Raw genomic sequence first — 18,681 nt, 5'->3', positions numbered from 1 at the left:
TTTTATTCCAAAAGAGAGGGTGGCAAATTTGAATAAAAAAGTCTGGTCAATATTTCTCTCTAGTTTTTTAGTTTTAACTTTATTAGTCGCTTGTCAAAGCAGTAGCTCTGGGAGCAAATCGAATGGAAAGATTAAGTTAGTGATGTGGGATTTATTCTCCGGCGGGGACGGAGACTTCATGAAGGAAATGATAAAGGAATTCAATAATTCCCAGTCGGACATTGAAGTAGAAACGGTTACGTTGGAATGGGCAGAGTATTATACGAAACTAGTTACAGCTGTTGCTGCTGGGAAAGGGCCGGATATTGGGATTTCTCATACATCCAAACTGCCGGAAATTGTTGACCAAGGGTTGGCTACGGAATTAAATCCACTTGCCGATTCGATTAAGCTTAATTGGGATTCGTATAACAAGAATATTTTGGATGCCACCATTTTTGACGGCAAACATTATGCAGTTCCAATCGATACACATCCAATCGTTTTTTACTATAATAAAAAGCATTTGGATGCAGCGGGGTTATTGGATGAAAACGGAATGCCGAAAATGGAAAGCGGAGCGCAGGGCTTTAAAGATTTTATGAATACGCTCAAAGCAACGGACTCAAAGCTGACAACTTTTGCTTTCCCGACTGCAGGAGATGATCCTTTCAGACTATGGTGGGCGCTTTATCATCAGCTTGGCGGCAATGATGTTGTCTCGGATGATTTAACAGCTCCACAAATCGATAAAGAGAAAGCGATTGAAGCAGCTAACTTTATGAAGGATCTTTATTACAAGGATAAGGTTATTCCTTTGAACATGGAAGACTTTTATCAACCGTTCCAAACGGGCAATGCAGCGACGATTATTACCGGCGTTTGGGCAACGGGTACTTTTGAAAAAACGGATGGTCTAGATTTTGGTGTCATCCCTCTGCCTACTCTTTATGATAAACCGGCAACTTGGGGAGATTCCCATACAATTTTCCTGCCGGTTCAAAAGAAGGAAGATACGGAGAAAGCTCAAGCAGCCCTTGAATTCGCGGACTTTATTGCTGACCACGGCCAAATTTGGACGCGTGCTGGCCACATACCGAGTAAAACGACAGTTGTCGAATCGGAAGAATTTAAGAACATGCCTTATCGAAGTGATTATGAAAAAGCAGCTCAACAAGTTGCCTTTCCGAAACAATCGAATAAGGTTTGGCCAATTAAAGATATTATCATTCGCAATTTAGATACGATTTGGGCAGATAAGGCAACTCCAGAAGAGGCTTTTAATAAGATGGAGACTGAGATAGCGGATTTATTGAGTAAATAATATTCACTTCCCTGACAAGCTTGAAGATGATCACTTCAAGCTTGTTGGCGCATTTGGAGGAATAGTGATGAAAGGGAAATTTATTAACGATGTAAAAGCGATTCCGTTTTTGCTCCCATTTTTTCTTGTGTACGCTGTGTTTACCATATTTCCGATTTTAAAAGGTTTGGAAATGAGTTTTTACGATTGGACGATTATTCGGAAGATGGATTTTATTGCGCTTGATCATTATAAGGAATTGATTGCAGATAAAAACTTCTGGAAGTCATTATGGAATACAACATTATTCGTTCTATTATCCACTCCAACGATGGTTATTCTCGCATTGATTTTAGCGTTAATGGCCAATCGCCATTCAAAGTTCAGAACATTTTACCGAAGTACGTTTTTCCTGCCTTCGATTCTTTCTGTTTCGGTCATTTCCTATATTGCGATTTTTATGCTTCAGCCTTACCAAGGCTTTGTAAACACGACGTTGCATCTTTTTGGAATTGATAATGAACCATTTTGGCTGAAAGATACTAATTTGGCATGGTTTTCGATTGTGGCAGTAACGTTATGGTGGACGGTCGGTTTTAATATGGTGTTGTTTTTAGCGGCATTACAGGATATTCCGGAAGAATTGTATGAAGCGGCAAGAATTGATGGGGGAAAAAGTTCGCAGCTCTTACGGCATATTACACTTCCTTTGTTAATTCCGATTGGCCGTGTTGTATTGCTGCTGCAGATTCTTGCATCTTACAAAGTGTTTGCCCAAATTTTATTAATAACAGGTGGTGGACCTGGTACCGCGACACGACCGCTTATCCAGTATATATACGAAATCGGCTTTAGACAAAATAATTTAGGGTACGCTGCGGCCTTATCTTATGCTTTATTCGTCATTCTGCTCATCCTTTCTTTGATTCAGTTAAAGGGCAATATGATTCAAGGAGGGGCTCAAAGATGAGGAAAAAGAAAAACGTGTCCCATTATGCATTGTCGGGGCTTTCATTATTCACCGCATTTTTATTTATTATTCCAATTGTCTGGATGCTATTCGTTTCGCTGAAACCAGAAGGAATAGGTGTGTCAAATGTAATCGGCTGGTTCATTCCTCCTTATACGACTGAAAATTATGCTCACGTTTTGTTTGATACGCCTGTCATAAGATGGTTGTGGAATAGTTTAATTGTGGCTCTTATTTCAACAGTTTTAACCCTAATTGTGACTTCGCTCGCTGCTTTTGCCATATCTAAAATGAAATTTCGTTATAAAACATTTATCTATGTGTTCTTTTTAGCAGGTTTAATGGTACCTGGAGAGGCGACCATCATCCCCCTTTATCAAATTGTGAAAGATATGGATTTGTTAGATACATATACAGGTCTAATCATTCCGGGGATTGCCTCTCCACTTGGGGTCATCATCTTAAAGAGCTTTTTTGACGGAGTTCCGCAAGAATTAATTGAAAGTGCAAAAATGGATGGATGCTCACTCGTCCGAATTTATTTGAACATCGTTCTTCCATTGGCGAAACCAGCGCTTGCAGCTATTGGAATTTTCACTTTTATAGGGTCTTGGAATAATTTCTTATGGCCATTTTTAGCCATCATGTCAGAGGATTTATTTACATTGCCAGTTGGTATTCCGCAGTTTAATTCTGTATATTCAGTTGATTATGTACTTCCGATGACGGTAAATGCTGTTGCATCAATCCCTGTCATTATCGCTTTTCTAATCTTTGAGAAGCAAATTGTCAGAGGAATTAGTTTTACTGGAATAAAATAGGCTGCAGTGTTTGGTCTGTGGCCTTTTAATCAATGATTATTATTACAAAAATTATTGAAACATTATAACTATTTTTGTAACATTAGAGTTGAAAGCGCTATATCCAGGACGAGATTCATATATTAGTTGAAAAATAATTAATAAAGGAGTGTGTCAATCGTGAATCTTTCAAGTATTCCACGGTCGGAATATCCTCGCCCCCAAATGGTGAGAGCTGATTGGATGAATTTGAATGGGGATTGGGAATTTGAAATGGATTATGGGAAAAGTGGGAAACAGAGAAATTGGTTTGACGCCGGACACCATTTTTCTAAAAAGATTGTCGTTCCGTTTTGCCCTGAAAGTGAGTTGTCAGGAATAGGTTATACCGATTTTATGGCAGCTGTTTGGTACAAGCGGAAGTTTACGATACCGAGCGAATGGCAAGGGAAACACATTTTGATTCATTTTGGGGCTGTCGATTATGATACGGAAGTATGGATAAATGGTCAGTCTGTTGGAAAGCATCGCGGTGGATATTCTTCCTTTTCTTTTGATATTACGAAGTTTGTTACGGATGGAGATAATGTAGTGACGGTTTGTGCGGACGACGATGTCAGATCTGGGCTGCAGCCTAGAGGGAAGCAGAGTGGTTTATATTACTCCCATGGCTGTGACTACACGAGGACGACAGGAATATGGCAGACTGTCTGGTTAGAGTGTGTACCCGAATCGTATATTTCGAAATTGAAATATTATCCAGACCCTGATAATCATTGTGTACATATAGAAGCAGAATTAAGCGGCGACTATGGTCATCAACTTTTACTGGGGGCTTCAGCATCTTATGAGGGAAAAGCTGTCGGAAGCAATCAAGCTAAAGTCTTTGGACAAAAAGCAAGGTTAACTGTAGGACTTTCTGAAATCCATTTATGGGAGCCGGGAAATCCGCACCTCTACGATTTAGAAATTCATATTTTAAAAGACGGCAAGAAACTTGATACTGTTGAAAGCTATTTCGGACTACGCAGCATTAAACTAGATGGAATGGCCTTTAAGATTAACGATAAATCTGTTTTTCAGCGCCTTGTCCTTGATCAAGGATTTTATCCAGATGGGATATATACAGCTCCTTCCGATGATGCACTTCGGAAAGATATTGAGCTTTCAATGGAGATGGGTTTTAACGGTGCCAGACTGCATGAAAAAGTATTTGAACCACGTTTTCTTTATTGGGCAGATAAGCTTGGGTATCTCGTTTGGGGAGAGCATGCGAATTGGGGATTGGATATCACAACCGCAACGGGTCTTGAGCGCTTTTTACCCGAGTGGCTTGAGGTCGTCGAGCGGGATTTCAATCATCCAGCCATAATAGGTTGGTGTCCTTTCAATGAAACGTGGGATTTGGATGGAAAGAAACAAAATAATGAAGTACTTCGCATTGTATACTCTGTAACGAAACAAGTAGACGCGACTCGTCCTGTTATTGATACGAGTGGAAACTTTCATGTGCAGACGGATATATATGATGTCCATGATTATGATCAAAACCCTGAAACATTTGCGGCAAGGTATGAGTCAATGAAACAAGGTGGAGAAGTATTTACGACCTTCCCAGAACGACAACAATATGGAGGCCAGCCTTACTTTGTAAGTGAATTCGGCGGGATTTGGTGGAACCCGGAACAGAAGGATGAGAAAGGCTGGGGATACGGAGAAAGACCGAAATCTGAGGAGGAATTTTTAAGCAGGTATGAAGGACTCGTTTCCGTCCTGCTCGAAAACCCATATATGTTCGGATTCTGCTATACCCAATTGTACGACATCGAGCAAGAAGTAAATGGACTTTACACATATGACCGAATGCCAAAATTTGATCCTGAAATCATTCGCGGCATAAACTCCCGCAAAGCAGCAATCGAATAAGAATCGGGGGACGGGTTCAAAGGGGACAGGTTAAATGGGGACTGTCCCCGTTTAACCATTAATAAGAGAAATGATAATACATGGCAAAGAGAAATAGTAGAATCTTAAGATTGTAAAAGGATTGTTCATAAAGGGGCAATCCTTTTTATTTTGCGATAAACACTATTCTCTATTGAAAATAAGAAGAAAAGTGATAGAATCAAATTAAGGTTATACGTACAAGTTTATAGAATCAGTAGATTGTACGTATATAATATGCGGTTTTGAATAGATTAAAGTAACGAATATTTTAATAGAATAGGGTGATAAACATTGGCGAAATATTCAATCGGCGTTGATTTTGGAACACTTTCTGGTCGGGCGGTTCTTGTAGAAGTCGGCTCGGGAAGAGAAGTGGCTACTGCTGTAAAGGAGTACACGCACGGAGTCATGGACGAATTTTTACCAGATGGGATCACGAAGCTTGAAGACGATTGGGCATTACAGCATCCAAATGATTATCTGGAAGTGTTGGAGATTACCATTCCACAAGTTTTAAAGGAATCGGGAGTGTCTGCTGACAATGTAATCGGAATTGGAATTGATTTTACTGCTTGTACGGTACTGCCTATTAAGGCTGATGGCACTCCACTTTGTATGATGGACGAATTTCGCAGCCATCCTCATAGCTACGTAAAGCTTTGGAAACACCATGCAGCACAGGATGAGGCAAATCGTCTGAATGAGATTGCTGAAATGCGTGGAGAAGATTTTTTAAAGCGGTATGGAGGCAAAATTTCTTCAGAATGGATGTTCCCTAAAGTCTGGCAAGTTTTAAATGAATCCCCTGATATATATGAAGCAGCTGACCAAATTGTCGAAGCGGCAGACTGGGTCATTTCCCAGATGACTGGAGAAATTAGAAGAAACAGTTGTACGGCTGGGTATAAAGCGATTTGGCATAAGCAGAAAGGCTATCCTTCGAAGGAATATTTGAAAGCGCTCGATCCACGTCTTGAACATGTTGTTGAAGACAAGCTATCAAATGATATTTATTCCATTGGTTCGAAGGCAGGAGAAGTGACGGAAAAAGCTGCTAGTTTAATAGGTTTGAATCCTGGCACAGCAGTTGCCGTTGCAAACGTTGATGCCCATGTTTCAATTCCTGCAGTAGGAATTACGGAACCAGGAAAGTTATTGATGATTATGGGAACGTCTACATGCCATGTGCTGCTTGGGGAAGAGGAAAAAATTGTACCGGGCATGTGCGGAGTTGTTGAGGATGGCGTCATTCCAGGATTTATGGGTTATGAAGCTGGACAATCATGTGTGGGAGATCACTTTGAATGGTTTATCGAAAATTGTGTTCCGGCAAGTTACTACGATGAAGCGAAGGAAAGAGGAGTTAATATCCACACGCTGCTTACGGAAAAGGCTGGGACTCTAAAAGTCGGCGAGAGCGGGCTGCTTGCTTTGGACTGGTGGAATGGAAATAGATCGACTCTTGTTGATGCTGATTTAACAGGGGTGTTGCTAGGCGCAACCCTTCTTACAAAGCCAGAAGAAATTTATCGTGCGCTTATTGAAGCAACCGCTTACGGAACCCGCATCATTGTCGAGGCTTTTAGAAACAACGGAGTTCCGGTTGACGAAGTGTATGCATGTGGGGGGATTGCGGAAAAAAATTCGCTCATGATGCAGATTTATTCAGATGTTCTAAATATAGAGATTAAAATTTCAGCTTCATCGCAAGCGCCGGCATTAGGTTCAGCGATGTTCGGGGCAGTAGTTGCTGGCAAGGAACGCGGTGGCTACGACAGTATTGAGGATGCGGCGAAGGAAATGGGACGAGTCAAGGATCAGACATATAAACCGAATGATGACAATGTGAAAGTGTATGACAAGCTCTATGCAGAATACGAGAGACTCTATGATTACTTCGGCCGCGGTGAAAACGATGTCATGAAAAGATTAAAGGATATCAAACTGAATGCCTCTAAGTGAACAGGAGGAATGATCATGCTTGAAACATTAAAGCAGGAAGTATTGGAAGCAAACCTACAGCTTCCCGCTCATGGATTAGTTACATTTACATGGGGAAATGTAAGCGGAATAGATCGGGAAAGTGGATTTGTTGTCATAAAACCGAGTGGAGTTGCTTACTCGGAAATGAAGATTGACGATCTTGTTGTCGTGGATTTGGAGGGAAATATGGTGGAAGGGAACCTCCGTCCATCTTCTGATACACCGACGCATCTCGCATTGTATAAAGCCTTTCCGGAAATTGGTGGAGTCGTTCATACTCATTCACCTTGGGCTACAATCTGGGCGCAAGCTGAGAGGCCAATCCCGGCACTTGGCACGACACATGCCGATTATTACTATGGTGAAATTCCAGTAACACGTGGATTAACTCAAAAGGAAATCGATGAAGCATACGAACTTGAAACAGGAAATGTTATTATCGAGACTTTTCGTAACTTAGGCTTTGACCCTAAAGCAATGCCAGGCGTCCTAGTTTCGGGCCACGCTCCTTTTAACTGGGGGAAAAATGCAGATGAAGCTGTACACAATGCAGTTGTTTTAGAGGAAGTTGCAAAAATGGCATATCACACAATCCAATTAAACCCGCAAATAGGCGAGATGAATCAATTTTTACTCGACAAGCATTATTTGCGAAAACATGGTCCGGCTGCTTATTACGGGCAGAAGTGAATGGGATACAAGCACCATTATTCGCAAATAACTTTAAAACTTTCCAGTTTTATTCGTGAAATAACCAATAATTCACGAACAACCTAACACTTTTTTCATGTTACTCGTGAATTAAACAGTTATTCGCGAACAACCTTAAAACTTTTTTAATTAAGCTGTGATTAAGTACTGACACATACAAGAAAGGGTGAAGTTTATGTTAAAAACGAAATCTTATGAGTTTTGGTTTGTTACTGGCAGTCAGTTGCTTTACGGAGAGGACGTGCTTGTACAAGTAGAAGAACACTCGAAACAAATAGCTGTTGGAATTGATAGCGATAGCGCTGTTCCATATAAGGTTGTTTTTAAATCGGTTGTTAAAGAATCAGATGCCATTCGCAGATTATTTTTAGAGGCGAATGCTGATGAAAATTGTGCAGGCATCATAACTTGGATGCATACTTTTTCACCTGCAAAAATGTGGATTGCCGGTTTGAAGGCGCTAAAAAAACCACTTCTCCACTTACATACACAATACAATCGTGATATTCCTTGGGATAGTATCGATATGGATTTTATGAACTTAAATCAGTCTGCTCACGGGGACCGTGAATATGGATTTATTGGAGCGAGAATGAATGTAACTCGTAAAGTGGTTGTCGGTCATTGGGAAAGTGAAGAGGTACGCAAACGAATTGGTGGATGGATGGGAACCGCGGTTGCTTTTAACGAGAGCCAAAACTTAAAAGTCGCGCGCTTCGGAGACAATATGCGCCAAGTCGCTGTAACAGAAGGCGATAAAGTAGAAGCTCAGATTCAACTTGGTTGGACTGTGAATGGATTTGGGATTGGGGATTTGGTTCAAGGCATTAACGAAGTAACGGAAAGCCAAGTAGATGAGCTGATGACCGAATACGAAGACAAATACAATATTGTCAAAGAAGGTAGGCAAGACGGTCCAATTCGTGATGCCATCCGCTATCAAGCAAAAATTGAAATTGCCTTAAAAGCATTTTTAGAAGAAGGCGGCTATACAGCTTTTACAACGACGTTTGAAGATTTGCATGGAATGAAGCAGCTTCCAGGTCTTGCCGTTCAGCGTTTAATGGAACAAGGCTACGGCTTTGCTGGTGAAGGAGACTGGAAAACAGCCGCTCTCGTACGCTTAATGAAAATCATTGCCGATGGTAAAGGAACTTCCTTTATGGAAGATTATACGTACCACTTTGAACCAGGAAATGAAATGGTTCTCGGTTCACACATGCTTGAAGTATGCCCAACAATAGCGGAGACAAAGCCAACAATTGAAGTTCATCCACTTGGAATTGGCGACCGAGAGGATCCCGCACGTTTTGTGTTTAATGGAGCGAGCGGCCCGGCAATCAATGCATCGATAATTGATTTGGGACATCGCTTCCGGTTAGTGATCAACGAGGTGGATGCTGTAAAAGTACAAAAAGAGATGCCGAAGCTTCCAGTTGCTCGTGTACTTTGGAAGCCGCAGCCATCCCTTAGCCAAGGGGCAGAAGACTGGATTATGGCAGGTGGTGCCCATCACTCAGGCTTCTCGTACATCGTTACACCTGAGCAATTAAAGGATCTTGCAGAACTTCTCGGAATTGAATCTGTTTTAATTAACAACGACACGAATACACATGCCTTCCAAAACGAGCTTCGTTGGAACAACTTGCTCTACTAATGAGTAGGGGCACGTCCTAATAAAGAAAGGATGAGGAGATTTAAATGAAAAATCAAGTTGTTATTAATGCTGATATTGAAAAAACTACCATTAATAAAAACATCTACGGTCATTTTGCTGAACATTTAGGAAGAGGAATTTACGAAGGAATCTGGGTCGGCGAAGATTCTCCAATTCCTAATACGAATGGAATTCGAAACGACGTTCTTGAAGCATTGAAAAAGTTAAACATTCCTGTTTTACGTTGGCCAGGTGGTTGTTTTGCGGATGAATACCATTGGAAAGACGGAATTGGACCTCGGGAAAATCGGAAACGGATGATCAACACTCACTGGGGTGGGGTGATAGAAAATAATCACTTTGGAACGCATGAGTTCATGATGCTTTGTGAGATGCTTGAGACAGAACCGTATATTTGCGGAAATGTGGGCAGCGGAACTGTTCAAGAAATGTCTGAATGGGTTGAATATATGACATTTGACGGTGAATCACCAATGGCGAATTGGCGGAGAGAAAATGGCCGTGATGAACCATGGAGACTGACATATTTCGGTGTCGGAAATGAAAACTGGGGCTGCGGCGGAAATATGCGTCCTGAATATTATGCAGACTTATATCGTCGCTATCAGACATATGTCCGCAATTATGGAGACAATCGTATATATAAAATTGCCGGTGGAGCCAATGTTGATGACTATAATTGGACAGAAGTGCTAATGAAGAATGCGCACAGGATGATGGATGGATTGAGCCTTCATTACTACACAATTCCTGGCGAATTTTGGACAGGGAAAGGATCGGCAACTGATTTCCCTGATAGTGAATGGTTTATTACATTAAAGAAAGCTTTGCATATGAATACACTCATTACGAAGCATAGCACGATAATGGACAAGTATGATCCTGAGAAAAGAGTCGGCTTGATCATCGATGAATGGGGTACATGGTTTGACCCAGAGCCAGGCACAAACCCAGGATTTTTATATCAGCAAAATACGATTCGTGATGCACTTGTGGCGGGTATCCATTTTAATATTTTTCACGCTCATGCCGATCGTGTACAAATGGCAAATATTGCGCAAACGATTAACGTACTGCAGGCGATGATATTGACGGAAGGCGAGAAGATGCTTTTAACACCGACCTATCATGTGTTTGAAATGTTCAAGGTTCATCATGATGCAACCTTACTGTCTGTTGAATCATCATTTGAAAAATATGAACTTGATGGCGATGACTTGCCGCAAGTAACGGTTTCCGCTTCAAAAGATGCCGATGGGAAAATCCATATTAGTCTCTGTAATCTTGATCATCAAAATCAATCCGATATCGATATCGACCTTCGTGGAATGGATGTATCTTCCGCAAATGTCAGCGGTCGAATTTTAACAGCGGATAAAATGGATGCTCACAACACATTCGAGCGTCCTGAAAATGTCAAACCAGCCGAGTTTACGAATGTAAATAATGAAGGACACTCTCTATCTGTCACCCTGCCGCCAATGTCTGTAGTTGTTTTGGCAGTGGAATGATGAGCATTTGTAAAAGTTGTACAAAAAGCGTTATCATTTCGCAGGAAGTTATCCAAGAATTGATTCAAGACGCTGAAAAAGAAGGCAGAAAAATCGTTCCAGAAGACGTATACGAAAAGCGTCTTAGCATTTGTAAAAGCTGTCCTTCATTGCAATACGAAACAACTTGTATGCATAGCGGAAGTCTTATTCATTATAGAGCAAGGCTGGAAGAAAGCATATGTCCATTCCCACAAGGCTCGAAATGGCTCGGAGTCTGACTATTATAATAGAGAGGATGAAAAAAATGAGCGAGAAAAAAGCTAGGATGATTGTTGAAAAGGATTTTAAAGTTTCAGAGGTTGATAAGCGAATCTATGGTTCTTTCGTAGAACATCTTGGAAGAGCGGTCTATGGGGGGATTTATGAGCCAGGTCATCCAGAGGCTGATGAAAATGGCTTCCGTAAAGACGTCATCGAACTTGTGAAGGAACTGAATGTCCCATTAATTCGTTACCCGGGTGGGAATTTCGTGTCAGGGTATAACTGGGAGGATGGAGTTGGACCTAAGGAAAATCGACCACGCCGACTTGAACTCGCTTGGCGTACGATTGAAACGAATGAACTTGGTACAAATGAATTCGTTGATTGGGCAAAGCTTGTAAATGCTGAAGTGAATATGGCTGTCAACCTTGGAACGAGAGGAATAGAAGAGGCAAGAAACCTGCTTGAATACTGCAACCATCCATCAGGTACATACTATAGTGATTTGCGTATTTCTCATGGCTATAAAGAGCCTTATAAAATTAAAACATGGTGTCTTGGCAATGAAATGGACGGACCTTGGCAAATCGGTCATAAAACTGCCCATGAATATGGAAGACTGGCGAATGAAACCGCGAAGGTCATGAAATTGGTTGACCCGTCTATTGAACTTGTAGCTTGCGGCAGCTCAAACCGCTCGATGCCGACATTTGCTGATTGGGAAGCTACTGTACTGGATCATACGTATGAAAATGTCGAATATATTTCATTGCATCAATATTACGGAAATCGTGACAACGATGTAGCTAACTATCTTGCACTATCACTTGAAATGGATGATTTTATTAGATCTGTCATTTCAATCGCCGATTACATTAAAGCGAAAAAACATAGCAAAAAGACGATTCATCTTTCTTTCGATGAGTGGAATGTTTGGTATCATTCCAATGCTGCTGATCGTAAAATCGAGCCTTGGACGATTGCACCACCTCAGTTGGAAGATATTTATAACTTTGAAGATGCCTTGCTAGTTGGTTCCATGCTCATCACGCTATTAAAGCATGCAGACCGCGTAAAAATTGCGTGTATGGCACAGCTTGTCAATGTCATCGCGCCAATCATGACAGAAACAGGCGGTCCGGCTTGGAAACAAACAATCTTTTATCCGTACATGCACGCTTCCAAATACGGAAGAGGAGTCGTATTGAATCCAATCGTTTCAAGTCCAAAATATGATAGTAAAGACTTCACAGATGTCCCAGTTCTTGATACGACTGCTGTGTACAATGAAGAAAGTGAAGAACTTACTATTTTTGCGGTGAACCGCGACCTAGAGGATAGCTTATTGCTAGAATGTGATATTCGCAACTTCGAAGGTTATAGAGTTGCAGAGCATATCGTTCTTGAAAATGCGGATTTAAAACAAGTGAATACCGCGAGTTCCCAGACAGTCGCTCCTCACAATAATGGCGATGCAATGAATGACAATGGTCATGTAACAGCCACCTTGCCAAAACTGTCTTGGAATGTTATTCGTTTGAAAAAGTAATTTTGTAGAAGGATGGGAGAATTCCTATGGTGCAGTAAGTAAGAAGACTGCTGTAGTTAGTAAAAAGCATAACAATGGACACAGGAAAGACCTGCATCCAGTCCTGGGTATAGCAGAAGCGGAGGAAGTAACGATTTATGGAGAAATTTAAAGTTTTGGGATTTGGTCATGTGGGACTCAGTGTCCGAGATGTAGAAAAATCTTATAACTTTTATAAGAATATGCTAGGTTTCCAGGTGGTTTGGGAACATTTCAATGAAAATGGGAAGCGCACTTTATTGTTTATAGGGAATGGGTCTTGCGTCATCGAGTTCCTAGATGCGAAGCAAGATAGGTGGACGGGCTCAATGGACCTATCAACCATTTATCTATTCTTGTAGATGATATAGAGGCTGCAGTGGCAGACCTTAAGAGTAAAGGCATTGTATTTGAATTAGAAATAACTCTAGACCCAAATCTATACCCAAATGGGGAAAAGTTCGCCATTTTTCGTGGGCCAGACGGGGAGCGCCTCCAGCTAGAGCAAATTTTGTAAGCGGATGTATTAAAGCAAGGATCATTATTTATAAAAAATAAGCAAAACAGATGGAATATGTTTCCGTCTGTTTTACTTATTTAAATAATAAACATATTAAAGTTCTTTCTTATTTTTCTTTCTTGAAGAATCCTTTTTGATTCCAGTTTCCCTCGTTGTTGTTCCTTGCGCCATAGTTTGTGAAGATCCCAAACCAATCGTGGATGGGTCAGCTTTTCTTCCTTTCGACACAACATCACCTCCAAGGAATAGTATTCCTTAAAATTATTTACGTATGCGGACAAAACTCTTTAAAGAAAAATCAGAAATTATCAAGGATTCTAGTGAATTATGCAGAATATGATATATAGCTCAATAGGAAAGGATGACAGGATGGACAAACAGGAATATTTAAAGATGATTGATGACACGATAGCCAAGGGTCGATTTAAAGCTGACTGGGAGTCATTATCGCAAATCCAGGTTCCCGAATGGTACAGACAAGCGAAGTTTGGAATTTTCATTCATTGGGGAGTGTATTCGGTCCCAGCTTTTAAAAATGAATGGTATCCGCGAAATATGTATATTCAAGGCTCCGATGAATATAAGCATCACCTTGAAGTGTATGGGGAGCATAAAGATTTCGGTTATAAGGATTTTATCCCGATGTTTAAAGCAGAAAACTTTCATGCAGAGGAATGGGCGGAGCTTTTTAAACAATCTGGTGCGAAATATATTATGCCTGTTGCAGAACATCATGACGGATTTCAACTATATAAGAGTAATATTTCATCTTTTAACGCGCATGAAATGGGGCCGAAGCGGGATCTGCTTGGAGAGATGAAAAGCGCTTTTGAAGAGCAGGGGTTGGAGCTGACAGTTTCCTCACATCGAGCGGAGCATTGGTTTTTCATGTCGGGCGGGAAAGAATTTGATTCGGATATTAAAGAACCGCTCGTATGCGGAGATTTGTATTGGCCGTCGATGCCTGAGGAGGAGCTTCACGATATCTATGCTCCGAAACCAACCGAAGAATTTCTGGAAGATTGGTTAATTCGGTGTTGCGAATTGATTGACAACTACAAGCCGAAGGTCCTGTATTTCGATTGGTGGATTCAGACGGAAGCTTTTAAGCCGTATTTGAAAAAATTTGCAGCCTACTATTATAACCATGCCGAAGAATGGGGCTACCAAGTTGCCATCAATTATAAATTCGATGCCTTTGTATTCGGGAGTGCGGTGCCTGATATGGAAAGAGGTCATTTTGCCGAACTGAAGCCATATTTTTGGCAAACTTGTACGTCTGTCGCTAGAAATTCTTGGTGCTATACACCGGACAATGATTATAAGTCTTCTGTCGAAATCATTCAGAATTTGGTAGACATCGTGAGTAAAAATGGTGCATTACTATTAAATATCGGTCCAAAAGCGGATGGTACGATTCCGGCAGAGGATAAAGCCATTCTTTTAGAGGTCGGTGATTGGCTGAAAGTAAATGGAGAAGCGATTTACGACACGACTTATTGGAAAACCTTCGGTGAAGGGCCAAATAATGTGGAAGAAGGCCAATTTACGGATCAATCGGCGAAAGTTTTTACGAGTGAAGATATTCGTTTCACAAGAAAAGGAAGCAATTTATATGCAACGGTCTAGTGTATCCAGAAGATGGAGAGGTTCGAATCAAATCGCTAGGGGAAAAATCATCACTTTTCCACGGTATCATTAAAGATATTTCGATTTTAAGTTTCGATGAAAAACCAAACTGGAATCGAACAGAAGATGCATTAATGCTTCAAACAACTACTGTTAAAAGTGCAACGCCAGTCGTTTTCAAAGTTGTATTAGATTAATAAATGTAAGCGTTAACTAAAGGAGGATTTTTTATGAAGATTACTCATGTTGAAACGTACTTATTAGATGTACCTTTAAAACAGCGGGCGATTACTGACTCGCAAACAAGGCTTGAGGGCGTTGAGTTTATTGCGATCCGCATCGACACAGACGAAGGTATCAGTGGCTGGGGATTTAATTGGAACTATACAAAAGGGACAAGAGCTGTTCAAGCAATTATCGATGATACATACGCTCCTAAATTAATAGGGAAAGATCCGCTTATGTATAAAAATATTTTACGAGAGTTGCATTATACGAATCATTTTATTGGACAGGTTGGTGTTACACGAGTTGGTCTTTGTGCGGTTGAGATGGCTTTGTGGGATATAAAATTGAAGATTGCCAATCTACCATTATGGAAATACCTCGGTCCTGTCAAAGATAAGGTGAAGGCGTATAACACGGATGGCGGCTGGCTGCAGGTGACGCAGGATGAACTAATTCGAGATATGACAGCTTTAATCGAACGGGGATTTGATGCTGTAAAAATGAAGGTCGGTTTGCCTGATCCACGTGAAGATTATGAAAGAGTGAAGGCAGTCCGAAAAGCGATTGGCGACAACATTAAATTAATGGTCGATGTTAACACGGTTTGGGATTTAAAAACATCGATCGTTTGGGGCAGGAAATTTGAAGAATTTGATGTGTATTGGCTTGAAGAGCCGATGAATCCTTTTGATAAAAGGGCTCACGCAGAGTTGGCACGGACTTTAGATTTACCAATAGCTGTCGGGGAAACGATTTATACGAAATATGATTTCCGCGATTACATCGAGATGGGGGCGGTCGATATCGTTCAAGCGGATGCTACGAAACTATCAGGTATCGATGAATGGTTGGATGTTGCGGCTCTCGCTCGTTGTTATAATCTTGAAGTCATTCCACATACGAATGTTCAGCAAAAATTACATGTCCAACTGGCGGCAGCTTCTTCGAATGTTCCGATGGTCGAGTATTGCTACGAATCGATCGCCGATATTTGGGAAAATCCCATAAAAGTGGTGAATGGCTATTATACATTGCCAGAAGAGCCTGGATTAGGATGTAAGTTCACGGATAAAGTGTTGACTGAATGCCGAATTGGATAAGGAGGTTTACCGATGAATAGGCTAAAAGATCGGGTTGCGCTAGTAACCGGAGCTAGTAGAGGCATTGGAGCGGCTATTGCGGAGGGACTTGCAGAAGAAGGAGCACATGTCGCCATCAATTATAAATCGGCAGAACAGAAAGAAGAAGCGGAGTCAGTCCTTTCAAACTTGCAAACTCATTTTTCTGGAAAATATATGATTGTAGAAGCGAATGTAGGCGTGAAAAATGAAGTAGATCGTATGATTAGCGAGGTTGAAAAGGAATTAGGTCCAGTAGACATTTTAGTCAATAATGCAGGCGTTGCTCCTTTTCAACCATTCCTTAAAGTCACCGAAGACATATGGGATGCAACGTATCAAACAAATGTAAAATCCATTTTTCTTACCTCTCAGAGAGTAGCACCTCAGATGATCCAAAAGCGATATGGAAAAATCATCAATATCGCATCGACGGCTAGTTTACTTGTGACGAGCCCAGTTATACCTCACTATATTTCATCAAAAGCAGCGGCGCATCAACTGACAAAGGCTCTCGCTATCGAGCTTGGCCAATTTAATATTAATGTCAATGCAGTCGGACCTAGTACAATTGATACAGAAATGTGCAGGGAGTATTTAGCGGATTCTGCCATTCGTGAAAAAGAAATACAAGCAAATCCAATGAAAAGATTAGGGACAGAAAAACAAATCGGTGATGCTGTCGTCTTTTTAGCATCTGAAGAGGCGATGCAAATTAATGGTCATCTCTTAATGGTAGATGGAGGATTAACTGTTAAAGCAGCCCAACCAGAAGATCATATGCAGCATGAAAGGGAGGCTTTGACATGAGATTAGCAGGGAAAATTGCCATTATAACAGGATCAGGAAGCGGAATTGGAAGAGCTTCTGCACTCCGTTTCGCTTCCGAAGGTGCTCATGTGATCATTAATGATATTCATCAGGAGCATGGAGAAGAAACAGTGGAAGAAATCAGAAAGAATGGCGGCAGTGCCTCTTTCTTTTTAGCTGATGTGACAAATCCTGTAGACGTTCAAGCGTTAACGCAATTTGCGATTGGGAACTATGGAAAAATCGATATTTTATTCAATAATGCAGGAATCAGCAATGTCGGTCGGATTGATGAAGTCGAACCAGATGTCTGGGACAAGGTCATGAGTGTCAATGTAAAAGGAGTATATTTGCCTTGCAAATATATCGTTCCGTATATGATGGAAGAAAAAAGCGGATGTATCATCAATATGTCATCATGTGCCGCTGAAATAGGACTTTTAAAAAGAGCCTTATATTCGGCAACAAAGGGAGCAGTCCTTTCCCTTACTAAAGCAATGCAAGTTGACTATGCACCCTATAATATTCGTGTGAACGCCATCCTTCCAGGAACGATTTATACACCATTTGTCGAGAACTATTTAAAATCTGCTTATGACGATCCGACTGAAGCAATTGCAGGAATTAAAAAAAGGCAATTAAGCGGGGAATTGGGAAAGCCGGAGGATGTCGCAAATGCTGCCTTATTTTTAGCATCGGATGAGTCTTCCTTTATGATGGGGTCTCCCCTTTATATTGATGGCGGTGTGATTTTTGGAAAAAATGCGTAATCATGAGAGGAGAAACAAACTATGAAGCTATTAACGTTTATTGATAAAGGAGTACATAAGCTGGGAGTTAAAACAGAACAGGGGATATTAGATATTTCCGCTTCTGTAAAAAATGGAATTAATTTTGATATTAAAACAGATATCATGGATTTTATTTCTGGTTCTACAGAAGAAGTGACAAGGCTTCAGGATTTTATCGACTATTCAATTAGTGAAAAGAAGGCAGTTTTCGTAAATGAAGATGAAATCACTTGGGGTCCATGTGTCACAAGACCTCATAAAATTATTTGCGTCGGCTTGAATTACAGGAAACACGCAGATGAAACAAACGCTCCATACCCGGAAGTTCCTATTTTATTCAATAAATTCGACAATACGTTAACGGGACATAAGGATGAAATTCCAGTTCCGAAAGTGACAAAAAAACTAGACTACGAGGTGGAGCTCGGAATCGTTATTGGAAAAAAAGCTAAATACGTTGAAGTGGATGCTGCATTGGATCACGTGTTTGGTTATTGTACGGTAAACGACTTGTCTGCAAGAGATTTACAGTTGAGAACGCCTCAATGGTTGCTTGGAAAGTCATGCGATAAATTTAGCCCAGTAGGACCATTTTTAGTAACGGCAGATGAAGTCGGAGATCCAAATAATCTTTCGCTCAAAACGTATGTAAATGGCGAGTTAAGACAAGATTCCAACACATCCGATATGATTTTTAATTGTGCTGAAATTGTCAGCTACATATCGCAGCATATGACATTAGAACCAGGTGATATTATTTTAACGGGAACACCAGAGGGCGTCGTCATGGGTTATCCGGAGGACAAACAACACTATCTTCAGCCGGGCGATATCGTTACAGTTGAGATTGAAAAATTAGGTGCACTCACAAATTATTTTATTGAGGAGTGAGG

At 40.9% G+C, this 18,681-nt stretch carries 19 protein-coding genes; 18 read left to right on the top strand and 1 reads right to left on the bottom strand.

Annotated elements, in window-relative coordinates; all coding sequences use genetic code 11:
• Nucleotides 1-28: 28 nt before the first annotated feature.
• From KHA97_RS11060 to KHA97_RS11005, 12 genes are all read left to right on the top strand, one after another.
• On the top strand, nt 29-1,303 hold the full coding sequence (locus KHA97_RS11060) for an ABC transporter substrate-binding protein (RefSeq protein ID WP_213124803.1): 1,275 nt from the start codon (nt 29-31) through the stop codon (nt 1,301-1,303).
• Between the two features lie 67 nt (nt 1,304-1,370).
• Nucleotides 1,371-2,252 (top strand): carbohydrate ABC transporter permease, encoded by an 882-nt coding sequence (locus KHA97_RS11055; protein WP_213124802.1) that lies wholly within the window; start codon nt 1,371-1,373, stop codon nt 2,250-2,252.
• Entirely contained in the window at nt 2,249-3,073 is an 825-nt protein-coding gene (locus KHA97_RS11050) for a carbohydrate ABC transporter permease (protein ID WP_213124801.1), read from the top strand. Before KHA97_RS11055 ends, KHA97_RS11050 begins: the two co-directional genes overlap by 4 nt.
• Nucleotides 3,074-3,232: 159 nt before the next feature.
• Nucleotides 3,233-4,978 carry a glycoside hydrolase family 2 protein gene (locus KHA97_RS11045; RefSeq protein ID WP_213124800.1) on the top strand — a complete coding sequence of 582 codons (1,746 nt, stop codon included), beginning with the start codon at nt 3,233-3,235 and terminating at the stop codon, nt 4,976-4,978.
• Nucleotides 4,979-5,290: 312 nt separating this feature from the next.
• Nucleotides 5,291-6,961 (top strand): ribulokinase, encoded by a 1,671-nt coding sequence (araB, locus tag KHA97_RS11040; protein ID WP_213124799.1) that lies wholly within the window; start codon nt 5,291-5,293, stop codon nt 6,959-6,961.
• 15 nt (nt 6,962-6,976) lie between these two features.
• Nucleotides 6,977-7,672 carry an L-ribulose-5-phosphate 4-epimerase gene (gene araD / locus KHA97_RS11035; protein WP_213124798.1) on the top strand — a complete coding sequence of 232 codons (696 nt, stop codon included), beginning with the start codon at nt 6,977-6,979 and terminating at the stop codon, nt 7,670-7,672.
• Between the two features lie 196 nt (nt 7,673-7,868).
• Entirely contained in the window at nt 7,869-9,350 is a 1,482-nt protein-coding gene (araA, locus tag KHA97_RS11030) for an L-arabinose isomerase (protein ID WP_213124797.1), read from the top strand.
• A gap of 44 nt (nt 9,351-9,394) precedes the next feature.
• Entirely contained in the window at nt 9,395-10,882 is a 1,488-nt protein-coding gene (locus KHA97_RS11025; protein WP_213124796.1) for an alpha-N-arabinofuranosidase, read from the top strand.
• Nucleotides 10,882-11,142, top strand: coding sequence for a DUF6171 family protein (locus tag KHA97_RS11020; RefSeq protein WP_213124795.1), 261 nt, complete (start codon nt 10,882-10,884; stop codon nt 11,140-11,142). Before KHA97_RS11025 ends, KHA97_RS11020 begins: the two co-directional genes overlap by 1 nt.
• Before the next feature lie 26 nt (nt 11,143-11,168).
• Complete coding sequence (gene arfA / locus KHA97_RS11015; protein WP_213124794.1) at nt 11,169-12,674, top strand: arabinosylfuranosidase ArfA; 1,506 nt, start codon at nt 11,169-11,171, stop codon at nt 12,672-12,674.
• A 137-nt stretch (nt 12,675-12,811) separates the two neighbouring features.
• A complete protein-coding gene (locus KHA97_RS24625; protein ID WP_213124793.1) occupies nt 12,812-13,054 on the top strand; it encodes a VOC family protein in 243 nt (80 codons plus the stop codon).
• A complete protein-coding gene (locus KHA97_RS11005; protein WP_213125825.1) occupies nt 13,009-13,209 on the top strand; it encodes a VOC family protein in 201 nt (66 codons plus the stop codon). The genes KHA97_RS24625 and KHA97_RS11005 overlap by 46 nt, the downstream gene beginning before the upstream one ends.
• 96 nt (nt 13,210-13,305) lie before the next feature.
• Here the strand turns inward: KHA97_RS11005 and KHA97_RS23970 are convergent, their stop codons facing one another.
• Nucleotides 13,306-13,440 (bottom strand): YuzL family protein, encoded by a 135-nt coding sequence (locus KHA97_RS23970; protein WP_213124792.1) that lies wholly within the window; start codon nt 13,438-13,440, stop codon nt 13,306-13,308.
• Nucleotides 13,441-13,581: 141 nt separating this feature from the next.
• On the opposite strand from KHA97_RS23970, the gene KHA97_RS10995 reads away from it, so the two are divergent.
• From KHA97_RS10995 to KHA97_RS10975, 6 genes are read left to right on the top strand one after another with little or no spacing between them, the layout of a single operon-like run.
• Complete coding sequence (locus KHA97_RS10995; protein WP_233713446.1) at nt 13,582-14,841, top strand: alpha-L-fucosidase; 1,260 nt, start codon at nt 13,582-13,584, stop codon at nt 14,839-14,841.
• Entirely contained in the window at nt 14,841-15,038 is a 198-nt protein-coding gene (locus KHA97_RS23965) for a hypothetical protein (RefSeq protein WP_233713445.1), read from the top strand. Before KHA97_RS10995 ends, KHA97_RS23965 begins: the two co-directional genes overlap by 1 nt.
• A 33-nt stretch (nt 15,039-15,071) precedes the next feature.
• Nucleotides 15,072-16,169 (top strand): mandelate racemase/muconate lactonizing enzyme family protein, encoded by a 1,098-nt coding sequence (locus tag KHA97_RS10990; protein WP_213124791.1) that lies wholly within the window; start codon nt 15,072-15,074, stop codon nt 16,167-16,169.
• Nucleotides 16,170-16,181: 12 nt separating this feature from the next.
• Complete coding sequence (locus KHA97_RS10985) at nt 16,182-16,997, top strand: SDR family NAD(P)-dependent oxidoreductase (protein ID WP_213124790.1); 816 nt, start codon at nt 16,182-16,184, stop codon at nt 16,995-16,997.
• Nucleotides 16,994-17,767 carry an SDR family NAD(P)-dependent oxidoreductase gene (locus KHA97_RS10980; protein ID WP_213124789.1) on the top strand — a complete coding sequence of 258 codons (774 nt, stop codon included), beginning with the start codon at nt 16,994-16,996 and terminating at the stop codon, nt 17,765-17,767. Before KHA97_RS10985 ends, KHA97_RS10980 begins: the two co-directional genes overlap by 4 nt.
• A 21-nt stretch (nt 17,768-17,788) precedes the next feature.
• A complete protein-coding gene (locus KHA97_RS10975; RefSeq protein WP_213124788.1) occupies nt 17,789-18,679 on the top strand; it encodes a fumarylacetoacetate hydrolase family protein in 891 nt (296 codons plus the stop codon).
• The last annotated feature ends 2 nt before the right edge of the window (nt 18,680-18,681 follow it).

The organism is Lederbergia citri (assembly GCF_018343625.1).
Taxonomy (GTDB): Bacteria; Bacillota; Bacilli; order Bacillales; family Bacillaceae_C; genus Lederbergia; species Lederbergia citri.
Note: the sequence above shows the minus strand (reverse complement) of the source record. Positions and strands in the feature narration are given on the sequence as shown.

Bases quoted from the DNA above. Each gene is read 5' to 3' on its own strand.
- KHA97_RS11055 (WP_213124802.1), top strand. From the start codon at position 1,371: ATGAAAGGGAAATTTATTAACGATGTAAAAGCGATTCCGTTTTTGCTC.
- KHA97_RS11050 (WP_213124801.1), top strand. From the start codon at position 2,249: ATGAGGAAAAAGAAAAACGTGTCCCATTATGCATTGTCGGGGCTTTCA.
- araD (WP_213124798.1), top strand. From the start codon at position 6,977: ATGCTTGAAACATTAAAGCAGGAAGTATTGGAAGCAAACCTACAGCTT.
- araA (WP_213124797.1), top strand. From the start codon at position 7,869: ATGTTAAAAACGAAATCTTATGAGTTTTGGTTTGTTACTGGCAGTCAG.
- KHA97_RS11025 (WP_213124796.1), top strand. From the start codon at position 9,395: ATGAAAAATCAAGTTGTTATTAATGCTGATATTGAAAAAACTACCATT.
- KHA97_RS11020 (WP_213124795.1), top strand. From the start codon at position 10,882: ATGAGCATTTGTAAAAGTTGTACAAAAAGCGTTATCATTTCGCAGGAA.
- arfA (WP_213124794.1), top strand. From the start codon at position 11,169: ATGAGCGAGAAAAAAGCTAGGATGATTGTTGAAAAGGATTTTAAAGTT.
- KHA97_RS24625 (WP_213124793.1), top strand. From the start codon at position 12,812: ATGGAGAAATTTAAAGTTTTGGGATTTGGTCATGTGGGACTCAGTGTC.
- KHA97_RS10995 (WP_233713446.1), top strand. From the start codon at position 13,582: ATGGACAAACAGGAATATTTAAAGATGATTGATGACACGATAGCCAAG.
- KHA97_RS10990 (WP_213124791.1), top strand. From the start codon at position 15,072: ATGAAGATTACTCATGTTGAAACGTACTTATTAGATGTACCTTTAAAA.
- KHA97_RS10985 (WP_213124790.1), top strand. From the start codon at position 16,182: ATGAATAGGCTAAAAGATCGGGTTGCGCTAGTAACCGGAGCTAGTAGA.
- KHA97_RS10980 (WP_213124789.1), top strand. From the start codon at position 16,994: ATGAGATTAGCAGGGAAAATTGCCATTATAACAGGATCAGGAAGCGGA.
- KHA97_RS10975 (WP_213124788.1), top strand. From the start codon at position 17,789: ATGAAGCTATTAACGTTTATTGATAAAGGAGTACATAAGCTGGGAGTT.